Raw genomic sequence first — 19,087 nt, forward strand, 5'->3', positions numbered from 1 at the left:
AGATTTTAGGTTAACCGTTCTTGTAAACATTCGGCAATGCGTTTTGCTGCTCCTGGTTTTCCCATGCGTTTGCTACCATTTTCGGCAATATCCTGTAAACGATCAGGATCTTGAAATAGGGTTTGGACTGTGGGAATAACCTTTGCGGGTTGATCTATTAAGATCAATGATGAGCCTAACAGACGACTTTGGGCTTCGGCAAAAGCTGGGTTGTATTGTGGCCCTTTACCGGGAATAGCGATCGTCGGTTTCCCTAAACCAATAAACTGTTCTGTTGCTGTACCTGCCATAGCGATCGCCACATCTCCCCAATGTAAAAATTCATTATAGGATTGTTGACTCAGAATCAGATCAGCATTTTTCTGACCAAAACATAAAGCTTGAGGATCAGCAACTTGCACAGAAGATTGATCCCGTTGTTGCCAACCCATAGTTTGTAAAGTTTGAGATAAAATATCCATATCTAAACCAGGTGCGATCGCCCCTAAAAACACCACCTCTGGCTCCCTAAAACCATCAATTAAAGCCGAGACAGCCATCATCATTACTTCCCAATTATCATAAGCTTCATTAGCGCGAGAACCAGGTAATAAAGTTACTATCATCGGCCTAATTATTTCCGGGTCTTCCACCTCACCATGATCAAAGACTGGATTTGTGAATGTGGGTTCTAAACCATCCATCATCGGATTTCCCGCATCAAACGCCGGAATAGGCCACCTTCTTAATATTTCCGTTGTTAACGCATCTCTAGGAAACACAGCCCGACAACGACGACGACTCATTAACCACCTTTCCCAAGGATGGTAAATTGAACCAGAGAAATTTTCCCACCGTGCGGACTTTGACTTTCTGGGTAACAAACCTACCTCATCCCGCACATAATATTCTGATTTTGCTGTTCCCACGAAAGCATAATTTGCACCACTCATAGCTGCAAATAACAGCGGGACAATATCCCCCACAGCTAAAATCGCCTTTTGATTACCTAATTTTGTCTGTGATTTTACCCAACTGCGTACAGCTTGAATTTGTTTCCAAGTTAGTTGTACCAAACCACCACGCACATCTCGCATCAGTTGACGACTATCCATATAAATAAACCCACCAGATGGCATAGTCTTAACTTCACCAATACAAGGCACATCTAACCTTTGGTAAGCACGGCCTTCACCAACTATCGGTAAAGCAAAGATATCTGGTGGTAAAGATAGTTGTTGTAATTCTTGGATAATCCGCGCTGCAATTATATCCTCTCCATGACCATTACTTAAAACCAACAACTGTAAGCGAGAAGTTTGTTCTAGAAACTTGTTTAATAAAGGTTTTTGAGATAAATCACTCATAATTTATAAAATTTTAGATTTGGGGTTTGTGGTTCGATCACAGTTAAGAAGACAGTGAACGTCTGTCAATGATGCTAAAACCTAGACAATAAAAGAGTTTTACCACTGTCACCTGTCATCCCGGATTTCTCACACCTCTTGCAATTTGTCATCATCCAGGTTGATAATAGACAATATCAATTACCAAAACAACCAATATCTAGATCCCCGACTCATTTCCGCAGTTGGGGATATTCATGTTTAGCGATCGCTTGTTACACTCAAAACGGCTAAATTATTTGATTCTATAAGTAGGGGTTTAGCACTGCTAAACCTCTACACATCAAGGTTTTTCTTCATCTCACAAAAGTCTATTTCCCAACCGTGTTTAGTATACACCAGAAACAAAAAATCACATTCATCTGTCTATTAACCCATAGATAGAAATTTCCATCTATTTATCAACCTACATCATTGCTGATACCATTCACTAATTTGATTAGTGCAATTCATCTATATTGATTGCTAATTATGCGAGTTTCTTCTGCGGCCATTCTTACCTTAGCGACTTTAGCAGCTAACAATATCAATCAACAAGCACAAGCTTTACCTAATCAAACCACAAATCCAGAGGATAAAACTCCTACTACAGATGTGGTAGTAATTCCCTATTTGGAAAATCAAACCACACCCATAGAAAATTTAGCATCTCCGGAAATTGCTAACGTGGTAGAGTTTAGTTCTCTACCTAAATCCCAGCCAGTTGTAATTCCTAGAAATAATAATATTCAGAATAATCGGAATAGCCAAAATAACCAATTAATTACAGATTTAGTAGTTACAGTAACTAATGTTCAAATCATTGGTGCAAATGCAGAACTAGAAACAATAATTCGCCAAATTATTAAAACTAAAACTGGAGGTTCAACCAGTCAAAATCAACTCCAGCAAGATGTAGATGCTATTTTAAAAACTGGTTTATTTGCTAATGCTACTGTTAATAGTATTAGCACCTCTGCGGGAATAAATGTTGTTTATCAAGTTCAACCTATCGTTGTTCAAGCATTACAACTATCAGGGGCAAAGGTGCTAACTTATAAGGTAGCATTAGCAAACTTTCAAAATCAAATTGGTCAAAATATTAGTCCTGCTGCACTGGAGAAAACCGTGACTGAAATTAACCAGTGGTACAAAGATAATGGTTATGCGTTGGCGAGGGTATTATCTATTCAACCTAACCGCCAAGGTGTTCTCACAATTAACGTAGCAGAAGGTTTAGTCAGTAAGGTCAAATTTCGCTTTTTAGGTGAAGAAGGAGAAAAATTTGATAAAAATGGTAATCCCATTAAAGGACGTACTAAAGATGATTTTCTCAGACAACAACTGCAATTAAAACCAGGTAAAATTTTTCAAGATGATTTAGCCCGTCAAGATGTTCAAAGTTTATATAAATTAGGTTTATTTAAAAGTGTTAATGTTGCCTTTGAAGGAGATGCCAATCAACTAGATTTAATTTATGAACTGCAAGAAGTAGGTGCAAGATCAATTAACTTAGGTGGTGGATATAATGCCGATGATGGCATCTCAGTCATTGTCAGTTACAAGGATCAGAATGTTGGCGGTGTTAATGATACTTTAGCGGCCAACGTAGAAGTAAATCGCAGAGATGTACTTTTTAATACTAATTTTAACAGTCCCTATCGCGCCACAAACCCAGAAAGATTGGGTTACAACATCAAGACTTTTAGAAGAAGACAACTTTCTGATACCTTTGATGACACAATTAATTTACCCAACGGTGACAAAGTCAGGGAAGGGAAAATTGGTGGTAGTGTCAGTCTTCAACAGGAAATGGATGGTTGGGATGCTTCAGTAGGATTAAATTATACCCGTGTTACCATCCGCGATCGCGAAGGTGAAATTACCCCTAGAGACGCTCAAAATAACCAACTATCATTTAGTGACACCGGCATTGATGACTTAGTTACCGTCTCCTTTACCGCTACTAAAGACGAAAGGGATAACCCAGTTAAAACCACACAAGGTTCTGTTCTCAGTTTTACCACTGAACAATCAATACCTGTTGGTAACGGTCAAATTACTATGAATCGGTTAAGTGGTAACTATAGCCAGTATATGCCTGTTCAATTATTTAACAGCACCAAGCCCCAAGTATTTGCCTTAAACCTGCAAGCGGGTACAGTAGTTGGTGATTTACCACCCTACGAAACCTTTAACTTAGGTGGTTCTAACTCAGTCCGTGGTTACGATGGGGGTAAGGTTGGTAGTGGTCGCAGTTATGTATTAGCATCCGCAGAATATCGTTTTCCCATCTTCCCCATCGCTGGGGGTGTAGTATTTGCTGACTTCGCAACTGACTTAGGTTCTGGTGATACAGTCATTGGTGATCCAGCAGGGGAAAGGAATAAACCTGGTAGTGGTTTTGGTTATGGTGCAGGGGTGCGGGTTGATTCACCTTTAGGTTTAATTCGTGCTGATTATGGCATTAATGATCAAGGAGAGAGTCGAGTTCATATAGGTATTGGTCAGAGGTTTTAATTTGGGGTGTGGAGTGATAACCAAGATTCAAGGATGTACAGGAGCTAAAACTTGCCAAAATGTCAATCCTTGTAGTACGATAAGACAAGTAACCGACAACCCACATTAAGATTATGCGCTTAAAAAGATGGGAATCTCCCCGTAAGCAAGGGAGAAACGACAAAGGCCGAGGTGGTTCTGCTAGACAAAGACAACTGAAAAAACAAAGACAGGTACTCAGAAACAAACTCAAAGAACAGCAAAAGCCAGAAAACAACCAAAACAAAGACCAACAACAAAATCACAAACCAAGGGAAGGGATAGAAACCTTCCCTATTTTTTTTGTTCTATATCCTGTCACCTGCGATAAATCAAAATATTTTATAATTTTTCTCAAAAACTACTTGACAGAACCCATGTAGTAGCTGCTATATTATTTAGAGTGAAATCAATGGGGCGTAGCCAAGTGGTAAGGCAGCGGGTTTTGGTCCCGCCATCCCTAGGTTCGAATCCTAGCGCCCCAGCATTATGAATAATTCAGAGAGGGTAGATGTATAAATCTACCCTTTTTGTTGTTGATATTAAGGAATAAAAACGACCCTAACATATTCTGGTTATTTCCGTTCAACTGGTGGGTATTATCCTGTGAAAGTTGAATATAAAGAAATAACTGGTGCTGCTGCTCTTGATTTCAAACTTGAAGGACATCAAGCTTTCCGTGATGGTGTTGATACCTCAAAAGAGTGGAATGCTAGTATTTTCCATTGGGATGGACAAGGTAATACACCTTCATTTGAAGTTGGTCGTGATCAAGGCAATTTCATTGGTTCTGTTAATTTAGGCTCAAATACCCGTAGTGATGGTCAAAAAGGAATTAATACTCAAAATTGGGGACAAGGTGCGCCTAATAATGATAATAATCGTCTATCAACTCTTGCAGTTAGTGTTGGAAATGTTGTGAATGATGACACAAAGATTGGTGAAGTTGGTAGCACAGGATTGTCTACAGGTCCGCACTTACATTTTGAGGTTTGGGAGAATGGGGTAAGGAAAAATCCTGAAAATTATCTTCAGTTTTAGGATGAAATAAATTGTCAGGTGTAGGGGTTTAGCAATGCTAAACCCCTAGGTTTTCGGGATAATAGAGTGTGATCGCTATTTCTGGGCTTATGGGAATGTGCGATAAGCTGACCAAAGGTATCGCTTTTGTGGGGATGTGGGAGTGCGATAGCGCAAGTGCGACCTAGTAATCGCAAATAGCTCATAAAAACTTTTGTGGTTATAATTATTAGTAATCTGGTAAGTTATATTAGCTACTATGACTAACTCATTACAATACATCTGTGATTCAGAAGGGCAAACAGTCTCCGTAGTTGTTCCCATTGCCATTTGGCAAGAAATAATGGCTGAGAGAGAAACTGCTTATTTGTTAAGCAGTCCAGCCATGAAAGCGAGATTACTTACCGCTAGAAAACGTCAAGATGGAATTTCTTTGGAAGCAGTCTGTGAGAAACTTGGAATTTGATGCAGATGCTTTTGAGGATTTAGCTTGGTGGATAGAAAGCGACCGTAAAAAAGCATTAAAAATCATCAAACTAATTCGTGAAGTACAACGTAATCCATTTGAAGGCACAGGACAACCTGAAGCACTAAAACACGATCTATCTGGCTGCTGGTCACGGCGAATAGATCAAGAACATCGTCTGGTTTATGAAGTCCTAGATGATAAAATTAGAATTCTCGCTTGCCGATTTCACTACTAAAAAATTGCTTTTGAGGATAATGGAGAGCGATCGCCTATCTGTAGTTGGATAGAGATGATGGAGTGCGATCGCCAATCAACAACTTTCTTTTATATCCTTACTGTTCCGGTGATTTCAAAGCCTGATCCAAAACCTCCCTCGCTTCCTCTGCTTTCCCTTTAGCTTCTTGATAACGCAGATTAGCTTGAGCAAAAGTTTTCAGAACCTTAAAACCTTCCTTTAAACGAGTAATTTCTTCCTCAGTCACAGTTTGATCCGTAAACAGAATATCAACAGCTTTACGGATTTCCAAAGCTTCAGTCCGTGATTCTTGGACTTTTAATTTTAATGTAGCTAAATTACTGAGAACTTGCACAGCTTGAATAACAGCATCCTCACCGCTAGAATTATCAAGGGTTGGTTCTTTTACTTCTATTAACTGTTGAGGACTAAAACCTTCTTCTAACTTTGTGGGTAATTGATCAGCTTCCATTAATTCCATCAACTGATCCATCGCTTTATCACGGGCTTTGGCTGAGTCTTTACCGGGAACAGTGAGAATAATTTCTGGGCTTTGAGCTAGTGTATATTGAACCATAATAAGCAGAGAATTTGCTGGTTTACCAAGCAGGTAGTTAATTTTAACATTTAAGTAAGTACAATAACCTGCTTGTTTGTCTCAGAAGTCGGAGATTAGAAATAATTATTTATACTAAATATTAGCACTATCAAAAACAGGAGAGGAGAGGCATGACTCCCAATCCATCTATTATGCGTTCTGTTGAACAATTGGGCTACCGTGTTACCGTTGGTGATGTAGCTAGTCAAGCTGGACTCAATGTAGCGGAAGCAAATCAAGGTTTATTAGCTCTTGCTGCTGATGCTGGTGGACATTTACAGGTAGCAGAAACTGGTGATATTGTTTATGAATTTCCTCAGAATTTTAGAAACATTCTCCGTAATAAATACTTGCAATTCAGATTACAAGAATGGTGGAAAAAAATTTGGAAAGTTCTGTTTTATTTAATTAGAATTTCCTTTGGCATTTTGTTAATTGCTTCTATTGCTCTAATTACGGTCACCATTATTATCATCATGACTGCTGCTAATTCAGATCGAGATGATGATAATAGAAGTAGCGGTTCTAGAGGTTTTAATTTCTTCTTCTTCCCTGATTTATTTTGGTATTTTAGTCCTAACTATTATTCTGAAGAACGCCGCATAGAAAGAAGGGAAAAGAGTGAGTTTAATTTTTTAGAAGCTGTTTTTTCGTTTTTATTTGGTGATGGTAATCCCAATCCTAATTTAGAAGAGCGACGCTGGCAAGAAATTGGGAGTGTGATTAGAAATAATCAAGGTGCGGTTGTAGCCGAGCAAATTACACCTTATTTAGATAATTTGGGGGAAAAATATCAACAGGAATATGAAGATTATATGTTACCTGTTTTAGTCAAGTTTAACGGTAAACCCCAGGTTAGTCCAGAGGGGGAAATTGTGTATTATTTCCCAGAATTACAAGTAAAGGCTAGTAAAAATCAACATCAGTTAGTTGCACCTTATTTAGATGAAATTCCTTGGCGGTTTAGTGCTGCTGGTTCAGGACAAATTATGCTGAGTGCTGGTTTGGGTGTGGTGAATATTGTTGCAGCTTTGATTTTAGGCAGTTTATTAAGAGATGGTACAGTTGCAGCCCAAATTGGAGGGTTGGTGGCTTTTGTTCAAGGAATTTATGGGTTATTGTTAGCCTATGGAATTAGTTTTTTAGCTATACCTTTGGTGCGTTATTTTTGGATTAAATGGCGTAATGAAAAATTAGCTAATCGTAATCATGAACGTTTAGCCAGAGCAAGATTTTTAGCGAATGCGGATGATTCTTTACAACAGAAAATGGCTTTTGCTGGTCAGTTTGCAACGGAAACGGTGATTGGTAAAGATGATTTAATTTATTCTAGTGATAGAGATTTATTAGAACAGGAATTTGAGCAGGTGAAAAAACAAAATTTGTTAGATGAAGATAGGGAATAGGGAATAGGAAATAGGGAACAAGGAACAGGGAAGAAATTTACTTTTATTGATCCCGACCCCTGTACGGGCGAACAGCCGTTCGCCCCTCCTGACTCCTTGATCTCCTTACTTCGCTTGAATGGGGGTTAAAGCGACACCTTGATAATAGTGACCTAATATCTGGAGGTGGTTTGCTCCCTGTTTAGCTAAGTTGTAAGCGCCCCATTGACTCATCCCTAAACCATGACCAAAACCTAATCCTTGGAGGACAAAGTTACCGTTTCCGTCTTTGTTGAGGGTAAAACGGGTACTTTTGAGTCTGAGTGCGGTACGAACTTCTTCACCTTTGATGACTTTTGTACCTTGATCACCGATAATTCTCAGACTTTTGACGCTGCGGAAGGGTGAGAGAGATTCGATGATCATGTCTTTGACGTTACCAACACCAGAGACTCTGCCACTAATTTCTCCTGGGGTAAATGTTTTCACCCAGTTACATTCTTTGATGTTTTGGTCGAAGTCTTGAACAGCGCGTAAGTACGGAAGGGGGTTGCCCCAAACGTCTTCTACATTTTCAGTGTGTCCACCGGAACAGGCATGAAATACTGAGAGAATAATACGGTTATCGTAAGTGAGGACTTGACCTGCTGTGCTATCTACTGCTGTGTAAGTATTGCTGGATTCACTGCTCACACCTTTATAAATTTGCCAGCGGTCGGGGGTATCTCCTAAGTCATAAATGGGGTTGTTGCGCTGTTGTTCTCGTTTGTAGAGTGCGTAGGTGCGGGCGGCGATCGCCTGAGCTTTTAAGGCTTCTGCTGGCCAGCTAGAGTTCATTTCTCCACCGATGACGCTGTAAAGATATTCTTCTAAATCTACCCAATTAACTGCGGTCAAGCCTTTTTCGGTGGGGATCACTAGAGTTCTACCCCGAAACCAGCGATCGCCTATATAAACATAGCCTTTACCTGTAGGTTCAATCCAAAATAAACCAGATTGCCATTTATCTAAAGCCACTCCCCCAGGAATTGATTGCGCTGCATAAGAATTCATGGCGGGCAATTTTCCCAGAGTGCGGCCAGAACTATCTTTAACTATTGCAGTGGTGGAAGCACCAACTTTGACCTGTTTTACTCCCCTTTCAATTGCTACGCGCAGGATCACAGATGCTTGAGCAGGAGCAACTAAAACGAACCATAGAAGGATTCCTATCCACCAATGTTTTCCTTGAATTCGGGAAAATAAAGCACCTAAATAAAGTTGGATTTTCATGCTGATTATCTAAAAATCATAAGCCTCTACAATTTTAATCAGACAGTTATCCTGTTAGGGAAGTTGCCACAATAGCTATTAGCTTTCAGCAGATGTCTATTTTTCAGCTATTGTCTGTTCTTTGACACCAGAATTATTAACTTCATTGACAATGATACCAATTAAATTTAACTGACTTAAAATTTCTGTGGTTTCCATTAGTTCCTGTGGTGATAACTGACCAATGCGTCCAACTATAACTATGCCATCAGAAATCGAAGCAATAATTCTGGCATCAACGCTATCTAAAACAGAGGAAGTATCTATGATGACTAAATCATAGATTTTTTCAAAGGATTCGATTAATTCCTTTAGTCTGCCTGAACTCAGAAGATTGACTACATCATCTGGTTGAGATCCTGCGGTTAAAACATCAATTGATGGGTGGATTGGCTGAATATAATTGTGAAATTGTGTTTTAATATCATCCAACAATAATAGAGATAAACCCCAATCATTAGAGAGTCCTAATATGTTATGTAAATTAGGCGATCGCAAATTAGCATCAATCACTAATACCCTTTGGTGCATATTTGCTGCACTAGCAGCTAAACCTAAAGCTAATGTGGTTTTTCCTTCTCCCGGTAATGAAGAAGTCAACATTAAGGATTTCAAAGGTAAGGAATTTTTGAAAATTTGCAAATTCTGGTAAATCATATCCAGGTTTTCATGACTGGATAGTTTATTGTTTTTCTCTACTATTGGCGATGCTGACTTCTCCAACTTACTTTGCCATATGTTTTTTAATTTATTTTTTAAACCAGATTTTTTGAATTTGGGAACAGAACCTAAGACACGGATACTTGTGAGTTTTTGTATTTCTACAGGAGAAACAATTACCCGGTTAAACATTTCTAAAAACAAAGCTAACATCACACCTATGATTGGACCAAATATCACACCACTGATAATTAATAACCATTTCTTAGTGCCAATATAAATCCCCAAATCAGGTTCTTCTAGAATCTCTAGATCAAAACCGCCTTGAGCAATTTTAATTCCCAAGGAATTTTGTAATTCCACCAAGTTCTCAAAGGATTTTTGTTGTAACTTCACCTCAGATAACAACCGATTATATTCTGTGATTAAGCTAGGATAATTATTTAGTTGTGAATGAATTGCTTTTTCAGATTTAGCTAAATTATTGTCATTTTTAACAATCAAAGCTCTCTGCTTATCTAACTGTTTTAAGTCATTAGCTAAACTTAAACTAACTTCAGATACACGCTTTGTTTTACTATTGATGGCAGGATTTTTTAACTCTTGTTCTAATAATGCAATCTGAATTTTACGTTTTTCTTCAAGATTGATAATAGTTGGGGAATTATCAGTATAGCGCAAACGCTCCTGAGCTAAACTCATTTCTGTACTTCTAATTTCGTTCACTAAAGCTTGATAAGGACTAGAACTACTCAAACTATTAGCTAACTGTTCATCCTGTTTAGCCGCTACTAATTTTAGCTCTACGCTATTGTAGCGATTCTGGATATCTTCTAGCTGTGAACGGATATTTCTCCGTTGTTTTTGGATATCAGTTAGAGATTCCAACAAGACTTTACTTTGTAACTCTGGATTAATAAAATTATACTTCTTGCGGAAAATTTCTAGCTTTTTCTCTGCGGCTAAAGTCTGACGTTGCAAATTTGGTAATCTATGATTAACAAAAGCTAAACCTTGCTGAATCTGCTGATTTTTTTGCTCAATATTATAATCTTGATAAACTTTTTGTAGTGCTTGTAATACTCTTTTGGTTTTAATGGGATCTGGGTCTTTAAAAGAAACTATAAACACTTGACTATAACCCAAATTAGGTTCATAAGCTTCTTCCGATAACCGAATGTTTAAAAATGATTGTCTGCCGGTATCAACATTACCTTTAATATCGTCTACGGTAATTTTAGGATAATCAGCACTTAGTAAAGTGACAGCTTTTTGTACCAGTTTAGAGCTTACCATTAATTGCATCTGACTGGTAGGTTTCTGAACAGAAATTTTAAAGTTATTAACTTCAGATGTGCTACTAGGTATATTGTTATTAAAAGATAATTCTTGTTCTAAATTATCCTTGACCATGATCTCCATAGAACTTTGATACATGGGTTTAGCAACTACAGCTAAAAGACTTGTTGCTGACATCACTGCACAAGAAACCCCTAAAATCAAAAAGCGGCGATACAACAGAATTGTAGCTATTTTCCTCATATCAAACACGCTTTGTTGAGAGGTAGTAACCATTTTTTTATGATTGATACCAGTTGTAGCCACTATAAAATTCCTCTACTATCAAAACAATATATCTGGAAAATAATCATAAATATAAATTTGGAGATAAACAAATAACACAATTTATACTCCAATTTATCTCTTAAATCACTAAGAGTTATTATTTCCAGACTCATATCACTACTTACTAGAAACTAGGACTTGGTAGCTCTTAGATAATCAATTCGTCTGGATATACGCCTATTCAGCACTATGATAATAAATTTTTCTATCAGATTTTTAAATATTTAATTAAGGATAAATATGAAATTGATTAAGATGATATTGTCAAAGTCTCTGATGATGTATAAAAAACTTTCAAATTCCCCTGTCTTCCCGGAGATTTTCCACCGCCTTTGATGACTGTTTATTACTTTCCAACACTAATTACAGCACTTTCAAGTTAATGAATAAAATTACTCTCTCAATTAAGCAGATGCTTCTAATTTTTACCTTTAATCTTGAGCTTATTTTCTCTTCTTCTAGGTATGTCGTAAACCATGAAATCATTCGCCATAATAGTTTTAGGAAAAATAGCGCGCGCTTCTTTCAGTAAATCTTTTAATTCAATGGCATTCCCAGGAGTATAACGAGGACTAAAATGAGTCATAATTAATTGATGTACACCTGCTAAATAAGCTGTTTGTGCTGCCATGGTGCTGGTAGAATGTAACCTTTGAAAAGCCATTTCTGCATCTTGATGGGCAAAGGTAGCTTCATGAATTAATACATCAGCATCCTCAGCTAGTTTGACTGCACCATCACAATAAACTGTATCTGTACAATAAACAAATTTACGTCCTATTTCTGTAGGTCCGCATAGTTCACTACCATTAATTATGCGTCCATCTTCTAAAGTAACTGTCTCACCACGTTTGAGTTGACCATAAATCGGGCCGGAAGGAATTTTTAAAGCTTTGGCTGTTTCCACATCAAAGCGGCCACTACGGTCTTTTTCTTCTACACGATAGCCAAAAGCAGTGATGCGGTGATGCAGTAAACCACAACTGACCACAAAATCATCATCTTCATAAATTACCCCTGGTTGAACAGTATGCACTTTGATGGGGTAAGAAAAATGGGTGTGAGAATAACGGGAAGCTGCTTGCAGATATTCATTTAAACCCGATGGGCCATAAATATCAACTCGATCTACATTACCAGCTAACCCGCAACTAGCCAAAAGTCCCATTAAGCCAAAAATATGATCTCCGTGCAGATGGGTGATAAAAATGCGGGAGAGTTGGCTGGTTTTTAGTTCACTCCGCAAAATTTGGTGCTGTGTACCTTCCCCACAGTCAAACAACCAGAGATCAGCTTTTTGTGGTAATCTCAGTGCCACACTAGAAACATTACGTGATCTTGTAGGTACACCGGAACTCGTCCCTAAAAATGTAATCTGCACAGTGTTTTTTAACCTTTGGTTTACTCAAGATGAAAGTTAATTTTTCTTGTTGGCATTATCGTTAGTAAATATGACAAAATGCCTACTTAAAATTATTTATCTATGATAACTTATCAGGTATGCAGGCCAAGATAACTCGCAGATAGTTCCTTGAGGATAAATGGGGATGCGTTGAAATTTACCATTTATCTGTCTGGCTAATTTTTTAAACTGTTGAGTTCCCCGTCCTTCTTTAGATGAGTTAAGACCTAAACCATCATCTACAATACTCAAGGTGTACCAACCAACGGATAAAGAACAAGTCACTTTCAGACAAGTTATTCCTGTGGCGTATTTACCCACATTACATAAAGCTTCTTCTAAAAATCGGCAAATTCCCCGCTTGTTTTCTATGGTTAAACAACTTTCATCTACTGCTTCAAAACTACGAATTTTTAATTTGATGGTTTTAAAGCAAGGAAAATCTCGCTCTAAGGTGTGAATATAAACTTGATAAAGAATTTCATGGAGGGGATCTTGTAAATTTAAAATTATTTGCTTGTCTAAATATAATCTAGATTCTTGGACAATACTTTCTTGTTGCCAAAACTCATACATTCCTCTTAATTCTTGGTTTAATTTTTCTAGTTCTGGTTCTAATTGTAGAATTGAATTTTTAATTGCTAGGTCTTGACTTCTGACTATTCTTAAAATCTGATCTAGGGTTTGTAGTGGTCCATTATGAATTGCTATAAATGCGACTTCTAAAATTGCCTTTCTGGCTTTTATTCCTAAGTTAGCAGTTTTATGATAGTGGTATAACGCTGTGATGTAAGTAGCATTTAAACCTATAAGTAAAATTATGTATGATTGAAAATTAAAACAGCCTAAGTTTAAGGTTAGATAGATGATAATCACTAAATTTAAAATAGTAATTACTGTGAATAAGATATTTTTGATATGATGTGTGTTTAATTTCCATATCAATCTACATCTGGCTATTATTGCGGGCAGAATTTTAGACTGCATAGGTTTTAAATCCAGTCTTGTTAACTATATTATTGGCTATTTGCCATTTTTATCTAATTTGAAATTTGTGATTGCTTCCGTATATACAAAATTTAATCTATGAGTCCTTCTTCTCTAGCACGTTTTTCTGTTTGAATACGGATGTTTTTACCTGCTTCTGGATAAACATTTAATGCGTCTTGCAATTTGCTCCAATAATGACGTACCATCCGCTCAGATACGCACATTTTTTCAGCAATTGCTTTGTCTTGTAAACCTGCTTCAAAAGCTAGATTTAATACCTGCAACCATTCGGGTTTTACTTCTAATCCTGAGTGAATTGTTTTGATATCTTTTATATGGGTTAATCCCTGTAATGCCCAATCTACTCTAATTAACATTTCTTGGGTAGAGAGACTTTTATCCGCAATGGTAAAACCTCCTTTATGATTATCAATATCTAAACGAATACGAATTAATGTCCTCACGTGGGCGCTTTGAACAACAATATTTAATTCAGGATATTCTTTCATCAAGTTTTTCAGAAGTTGAATACCATGATCAGGTCTAGCTGTGATTCCTGTATGCTGGGGAATAGACAAATCCATAACTATTAATTCAGGCTGATTTTTAGCAATTATATTAATAGCGTTATCGGCAGTTGTAGCAGTAATAAATCTAGTTTGAGGATATTGATTTTTGAGAATAGTGACTGTTCCACCCAATACGGATTCATGATCATCAATCACCAAAATATTTAATAATTTATTGGCTGTCAAAGTTTGTTCCATGGTTTATTGTGTTTATTGTGTTTATTGTGATGATTACAATTATTCCAGTTATTTTTCAGTTAATGTTCTGGATTGAATTTTATCTAAGATACAGCACTTTCTGGTGTAATGAGGTACACTATTGGCGAGCAAGATGCCTACCCTACAAGATTTTTGTGCTAGATGTTTGTACCTCATTGCCATGAAATCTGCTGTATTTAATAAATTGGTAGATGATTAAATTATTAGTTTGGGAGTGACTGGAAAATCTGAAAACTGACTACTAATCACTCAATTTTTAGCTAATAATTACCAGGAAAACTGCCAAGCTATCCGAAAATTATGATTTTTGTATAGGCATTTGCCAGAGATTAAAAATTCCAGGGTGTCGCTAATATATTCTAGTTCTGGTGAGTTGTAGTAAAACATGGGGGTAGATATATCTGAATAGGTAATTCTGACAGTTAATTCTCTAGTTTTTTCTTTAATTTTCAAACTGATATGAGTGGCAATGATTGTGGAAATTTCTTGTAATGTTATTTGCAGTAATTCTTCTAAAGCCATTAAAATTATGAGGCTACATTCCACTGACTCATGTTGCCAGTATACTGGTAAATCAATATGAAAATATACATGAGGATTAGACTTTACCCAGTAGTCTAATAAGCACTGAATTGAAAGTGGTAAACTATCTTGAATATACACCGGACAGAGGCGATCGCTCAATTGTACTAAAGAGTGATGAAATTTATCAATTTTTTTGGTGTATTCAGAAATCTGATCAATTGATAAATTGACTGTATCTATTTTCAAAATATCTAAACTACGACGGATGGAGAATGATTCTTGTAATAAGCTATCTCGAATATTTTCAGCCTCTAGGAAGAGTTTTTTTGATTGCTTATCGGACCACCATCGTAATGCTGGTTGAATTTTATGTTTATATGTCATAAACTGAACAATGTTTATAACTTGGGTGAAACTAATCAGTATTCATGAGTAAATACTAACTATAAGATCCGGAAAAAATTGGATAAAGTTGGGTAAAATGTAATGAGCATATAAATAAATAACCCAACTTCTATAAGTCTACTTTTCCTAGTTATAAATCCGTGATTAATCTGGCTTTGCGTAACATAAATTGCAGGGCGGTCTCTTGCTTGGAAATAATATCTGCTGTAACTTCCATTCCTGCTTGGATATCACACTGATGATGATTACCAAATGTCAGTTTTTCTGGTTGAATTGTGGCTGCAAAATAACTGTTATTGGTGGCGACACTTTGATTATTTGTTTGCATACTAATTACATCAGGAGAAACTGTTTTTACAACTCCATTGAGTGTGCCATAATCAGGATAGGGACAAGCATCTACACGTAATTGGACTTTTTGACCAATGGCAACTTTTTTAATGTCAGTAGTGGGAATACTAGCTTTAATTTCTAAAGCCGTATGATCAGGAACAATTTCTGCAATAGATTCACTGACTTTGACTACTTGACCAGGATTACGCAGGTTTAGTTTGAGGATAATCCCATTGCTAGTGGCAACTATTGTACTTTTACGAATTTGATTTTCTAATTGCTCAAGTTCTTTTTGTGATTGATTGATTTGGGTTTGTAATTGTACTCTCCGCTCAATTAATGCTTGTTTTTCTTTATTTAAACTAGCAATATTAGCTTTGCCTTTAGCAGTTTCTTGGTTAATACGTTCCTGTGCAATTTTCACCATTGCTGTAGTCGGATTTACCGCAGACTTAGCTGATTTAACTTGAATTTTGGCTATTTCTAATGATTTCTCTTCAGCAGATAATGTTAATTCTGTTTGCTGAACCACAAGTTGTTTTTGTTCAAATTCTCTCCTACCAATTGCACCAATTTCTGATAATTGTTGATAGCGATCTCTGTCTATTTTAGCAAATTCTAAATCTGCTTTTGCCTTTTTAAAATTAGTCATGGCTTTTTCTAGACTGGCTGCTGATACCAAAAAATCACTATCAGTATTAATTTTGCGTTCTTGGTATTCTCGTTGGTTGCGGACTAAATCTGCTTTTGCTGTGGCAATTATAGTTTCAATTACTTTTTGTTCAGCTAAAATCTGATTATTTAAGTTACGAATTTGGGCATCAATTTGAATTAGTTGCAAATTACCTTGTTGAATATTACCCTGTACTTGATTTTTTTTAATTAGTAAATGTTCATTATCAAGATCAGCAATGACATCACCTATTTTTATTGGTTGATTTTCTTTGACTAAAATATTTTTTATTGTCCCTTCTATTTGTGGTTGTACTATACGAGTTTCACCAGTGGGACGAACAATGGCAGATGCTTTGACTGTGACATTATATTTCACCCATGAAGAAAGAGTAATTCCTGTAGCAACAGTACCGATGAGAAGAATACCAGTTAAAGATGTCCAAATACTAATGGAGGGTAAAAAGTCATCCTTATGTTGTGAAGGTATGAGTTTTTGATGATGAGTGTACAGCATGATTATTTGGAAAAATAACAACAATTAAGGGATTAAAAAATCTAAATGTTCTCCGATTTTAGTTTTTAAATCTTCTACAGAACCTTCAATTTTTAACCTTCCTTGGTCTAACAAAATAATCCAATCAGCGCGATTTATTACTTGGGGTCTGTGACTAATTAAAATTGTGGTTTTATTGCTTCTATGTCTGAATAATTGTTCTAAAACTTGCGCTTCGGTAACAGGATCAAGTCCTGCTGTAGATTCATCTAAAATTAAGATTGGTGGTTCTGTCACAATTGCCCTAGCTATAGCTAATCTTTGACGTTGACCACCGGAAATATTCGCGCCAAATTCACCTAAGATAGTTTGATATTTCTCTGGTAATTTACTAATAAATTCGTCCGCACCAGAAATTTGACAAGCTCTCACAATTTGTTCAAAGGTAATATGAGGCGCACCTAAACGGAAGTTTTCAACAATAGAACGACTCCAAAAATGAGCATCTTGGGGAACAAGAGCTACCTGTTGACGTAGACATTCTAAGGAAATATCTGGCAGGTTATAAAGTCCAATTCTAATGTTTCCTGACTGGAGAGTATATAAACCAGCGAGTAGTTTAGCAAGGGTACTTTTACCACATCCAGATTTACCAATAACGGCAACTATTTTTCCTCCAGGAATTGTTAAAGAAAATTCTTCTAATAGATCAACTCTGCCAGTATAATGAAAGTTGATATTTTCGCAAATTATATCAGCATCTGCCGCAATTTTGGCAAAGGGTTTTTTGCCATCATTTTCAGTTTCTGGAGTGGTATCTATTACTTCTGTTAATCTTTGAACGGCTGTTTTAGCACGGGTAAATTCTTCAACGAAGCTGATAATGGTAAATATTAAACCCAAAAAATTACCATTCATGGAATTAAATGCTAATAGCTGTCCAATGCTAAGATTTTCTGCGGGATTAATGACTAAATTACCACCATACCAAAGTAAAATAATCCCACCAATTGCAGAAACAAATCCAGAAAATGTATGGTTGATAATGCCGATTTGCATTGTCCTTAATGTCAAGGTGGCAAGTTTACTAAATCGGCTTTGTAATTCTTCTGTAAATTGAGAACCTGCGGTTGTGGTTTTGAGAGTTAATGCACCTTTGAAAGTTTCTACTAAGACACCTTGTGTTTCTGCATCTTTAACTAATAGTTCACGGGTTTTTCTTTGTAATGTGGGTTGAAAAATTAATGGTGCTATAGTCATTATTACAGCAATAAATATTGCTACTAAGGTTAGTTTCCAACTATAAAAAGCCATGATACCAAATGATATTATGGCTATAAATGCTTTACTAGGTAAACTAATAACTACTTGGGTAACTAACTGATTGATTTGTTTAATATCTTGAAGACGACTAACAATTTCTCCACTCCGACGTGCTTCATAATAGGAAAGTGGTAAATGTAAAATTTGTCTGCCAAATTCGATAACTAATCCTAGTTGTAAACGTTGGGCAAAGTGTGCTATTAAGTTAGATTGTACCCAAGAAATACTACTAGAAATTAGGTTCATTACTACTACTGCGATCGCTACAGTAGTTAGTAATTTTGTGTCTCCACGTACTAAAACATCATCGGTGAGAATTTGTAAGAGAAATGGAGATGCTAAAGATAATAAACCTAATAGTAAATTCAGTGGTAATGCTTGAGCTAAAATGCTGCGGAAATTCCATACTCTTTTTAAGAACCGCAAAAAGCCACTACTTTGATCATCTTCAGTTTTAAAAAACAATTCTGGATCTGGTTCTACTAACAACATTAACCAATCTGTCCAACCTTCTACTAGGTCTTTCGCTGATAGATGACGGATACCTACTGCTGGATCAGATATGATAAATTTTCTGCCTTTTTTACCATAGAAAACTACCCAATGATTGCCTTGCCAATGTACAATTGCTGGTAGAGGTGCTTCATTAATTCTGTTTAAAAGTTCTGGCGATGTTTTAACAGGTGAAGCATTAAAACCTAGTGTTTTTGCTCCTCTTTGTAGTCCTAATAATGTTGTACCAAATTGTCCTGTACCGACAGCTTCTCGAATGCGACTGAGTGTAAAATTCTTGCCATAATATTTGGCGATCGCAGCCAAGCAAGCCGCACCACAATCTTCTTGACTATGTTGGGAAATGTGCGCGTATTTCATGGAATTTTAATTTTCAATGTTGAGTGTTAAATGTAGAAATAGACATTACTTATTTGTTGATGATTATTTTTATA

General features: G+C 36.6%; 15 protein-coding genes, 1 tRNA gene and 1 pseudogene. 7 read left to right on the forward strand and 10 right to left on the reverse strand.

The window, feature by feature from the left end; genetic code table 11:
* Positions 1-5: 5 nt before the first annotated feature.
* A complete protein-coding gene (locus WJM97_RS00075) occupies positions 6-1,346 on the reverse strand; it encodes a lipid-A-disaccharide synthase-related protein (RefSeq protein WP_353931052.1) in 1,341 nt (446 codons plus the stop codon).
* A 510-nt stretch (positions 1,347-1,856) separates the two neighbouring features.
* Here WJM97_RS00075 and WJM97_RS00080 point away from each other — a divergent pair.
* The 6 genes and pseudogenes from WJM97_RS00080 to WJM97_RS00105 all read left to right on the forward strand — a co-directional run bounded on the left by WJM97_RS00080 (position 1,857) and on the right by WJM97_RS00105 (position 5,626).
* Complete coding sequence (locus WJM97_RS00080) at positions 1,857-3,884, forward strand: BamA/TamA family outer membrane protein (RefSeq protein WP_353931053.1); 2,028 nt, start codon at positions 1,857-1,859, stop codon at positions 3,882-3,884.
* 113 nt (positions 3,885-3,997) lie between these two features.
* Positions 3,998-4,285 carry a hypothetical protein gene (locus WJM97_RS00085; RefSeq protein WP_353931054.1) on the forward strand — a complete coding sequence of 96 codons (288 nt, stop codon included), beginning with the start codon at positions 3,998-4,000 and terminating at the stop codon, positions 4,283-4,285.
* A 30-nt stretch (positions 4,286-4,315) separates the two neighbouring features.
* A tRNA-Gln gene (locus tag WJM97_RS00090) sits at positions 4,316-4,387 on the forward strand.
* Between the two features lie 460 nt (positions 4,388-4,847).
* Positions 4,848-4,943, forward strand: a pseudogene (locus WJM97_RS00095) (M23 family metallopeptidase); the annotation flags it as partial.
* A gap of 238 nt (positions 4,944-5,181) precedes the next feature.
* Positions 5,182-5,388, forward strand: coding sequence for a prevent-host-death protein (locus WJM97_RS00100; protein WP_353931055.1), 207 nt, complete (start codon positions 5,182-5,184; stop codon positions 5,386-5,388).
* Positions 5,369-5,626 carry a Txe/YoeB family addiction module toxin gene (locus tag WJM97_RS00105; RefSeq protein ID WP_353931056.1) on the forward strand — a complete coding sequence of 86 codons (258 nt, stop codon included), beginning with the start codon at positions 5,369-5,371 and terminating at the stop codon, positions 5,624-5,626. Before WJM97_RS00100 ends, WJM97_RS00105 begins: the two co-directional genes overlap by 20 nt.
* A 97-nt stretch (positions 5,627-5,723) precedes the next feature.
* On the opposite strand, the gene WJM97_RS00110 is transcribed toward WJM97_RS00105, so the two are convergent.
* A complete protein-coding gene (locus WJM97_RS00110; RefSeq protein WP_353931057.1) occupies positions 5,724-6,203 on the reverse strand; it encodes a hypothetical protein in 480 nt (159 codons plus the stop codon).
* 152 nt (positions 6,204-6,355) lie between these two features.
* Here WJM97_RS00110 and WJM97_RS00115 point away from each other — a divergent pair, with 152 nt between their 5' ends.
* On the forward strand, positions 6,356-7,630 hold the full coding sequence (locus tag WJM97_RS00115) for a hypothetical protein (RefSeq protein ID WP_353931058.1): 1,275 nt from the start codon (positions 6,356-6,358) through the stop codon (positions 7,628-7,630).
* Between the two features lie 105 nt (positions 7,631-7,735).
* Here WJM97_RS00115 and WJM97_RS00120 read toward each other — a convergent pair whose 3' ends face one another.
* The 8 genes from WJM97_RS00120 to WJM97_RS00155 form a co-directional block, all read right to left on the reverse strand.
* Positions 7,736-8,881, reverse strand: a complete 1,146-nt coding sequence (locus WJM97_RS00120) for a SpoIID/LytB domain-containing protein (protein ID WP_353931059.1) — start codon at positions 8,879-8,881, stop codon at positions 7,736-7,738.
* 96 nt (positions 8,882-8,977) lie between these two features.
* The gene (locus WJM97_RS00125) at positions 8,978-11,155 is read right to left on the reverse strand and encodes a polysaccharide biosynthesis tyrosine autokinase (RefSeq protein ID WP_353931060.1); all 2,178 of its coding nucleotides are present in this window, start codon (positions 11,153-11,155) and stop codon (positions 8,978-8,980) included.
* 469 nt (positions 11,156-11,624) lie between these two features.
* Positions 11,625-12,587 (reverse strand): ribonuclease Z, encoded by a 963-nt coding sequence (locus WJM97_RS00130; RefSeq protein WP_353931061.1) that lies wholly within the window; start codon positions 12,585-12,587, stop codon positions 11,625-11,627.
* 96 nt (positions 12,588-12,683) lie between these two features.
* On the reverse strand, positions 12,684-13,595 hold the full coding sequence (locus WJM97_RS00135; RefSeq protein WP_353931062.1) for a sensor histidine kinase: 912 nt from the start codon (positions 13,593-13,595) through the stop codon (positions 12,684-12,686).
* A 92-nt stretch (positions 13,596-13,687) separates the two neighbouring features.
* Positions 13,688-14,365, reverse strand: a complete 678-nt coding sequence (locus tag WJM97_RS00140; RefSeq protein WP_353931063.1) for a response regulator transcription factor — start codon at positions 14,363-14,365, stop codon at positions 13,688-13,690.
* A 288-nt stretch (positions 14,366-14,653) separates the two neighbouring features.
* Positions 14,654-15,295 carry a hypothetical protein gene (locus tag WJM97_RS00145; protein ID WP_353931064.1) on the reverse strand — a complete coding sequence of 214 codons (642 nt, stop codon included), beginning with the start codon at positions 15,293-15,295 and terminating at the stop codon, positions 14,654-14,656.
* A gap of 151 nt (positions 15,296-15,446) precedes the next feature.
* A complete protein-coding gene (locus WJM97_RS00150) occupies positions 15,447-16,838 on the reverse strand; it encodes an HlyD family efflux transporter periplasmic adaptor subunit (RefSeq protein ID WP_353931065.1) in 1,392 nt (463 codons plus the stop codon).
* Positions 16,839-16,862: 24 nt separating this feature from the next.
* On the reverse strand, positions 16,863-19,013 hold the full coding sequence (locus WJM97_RS00155) for a peptidase domain-containing ABC transporter (RefSeq protein ID WP_353931066.1): 2,151 nt from the start codon (positions 19,011-19,013) through the stop codon (positions 16,863-16,865).
* Positions 19,014-19,087 lie beyond the last annotated feature (74 nt).

Origin of the sequence: Okeanomitos corallinicola TIOX110, from assembly GCF_038050375.1 — a bacterium.
Classification (GTDB): Bacteria; Cyanobacteriota; Cyanobacteriia; order Cyanobacteriales; family Nostocaceae; genus Okeanomitos; species Okeanomitos corallinicola.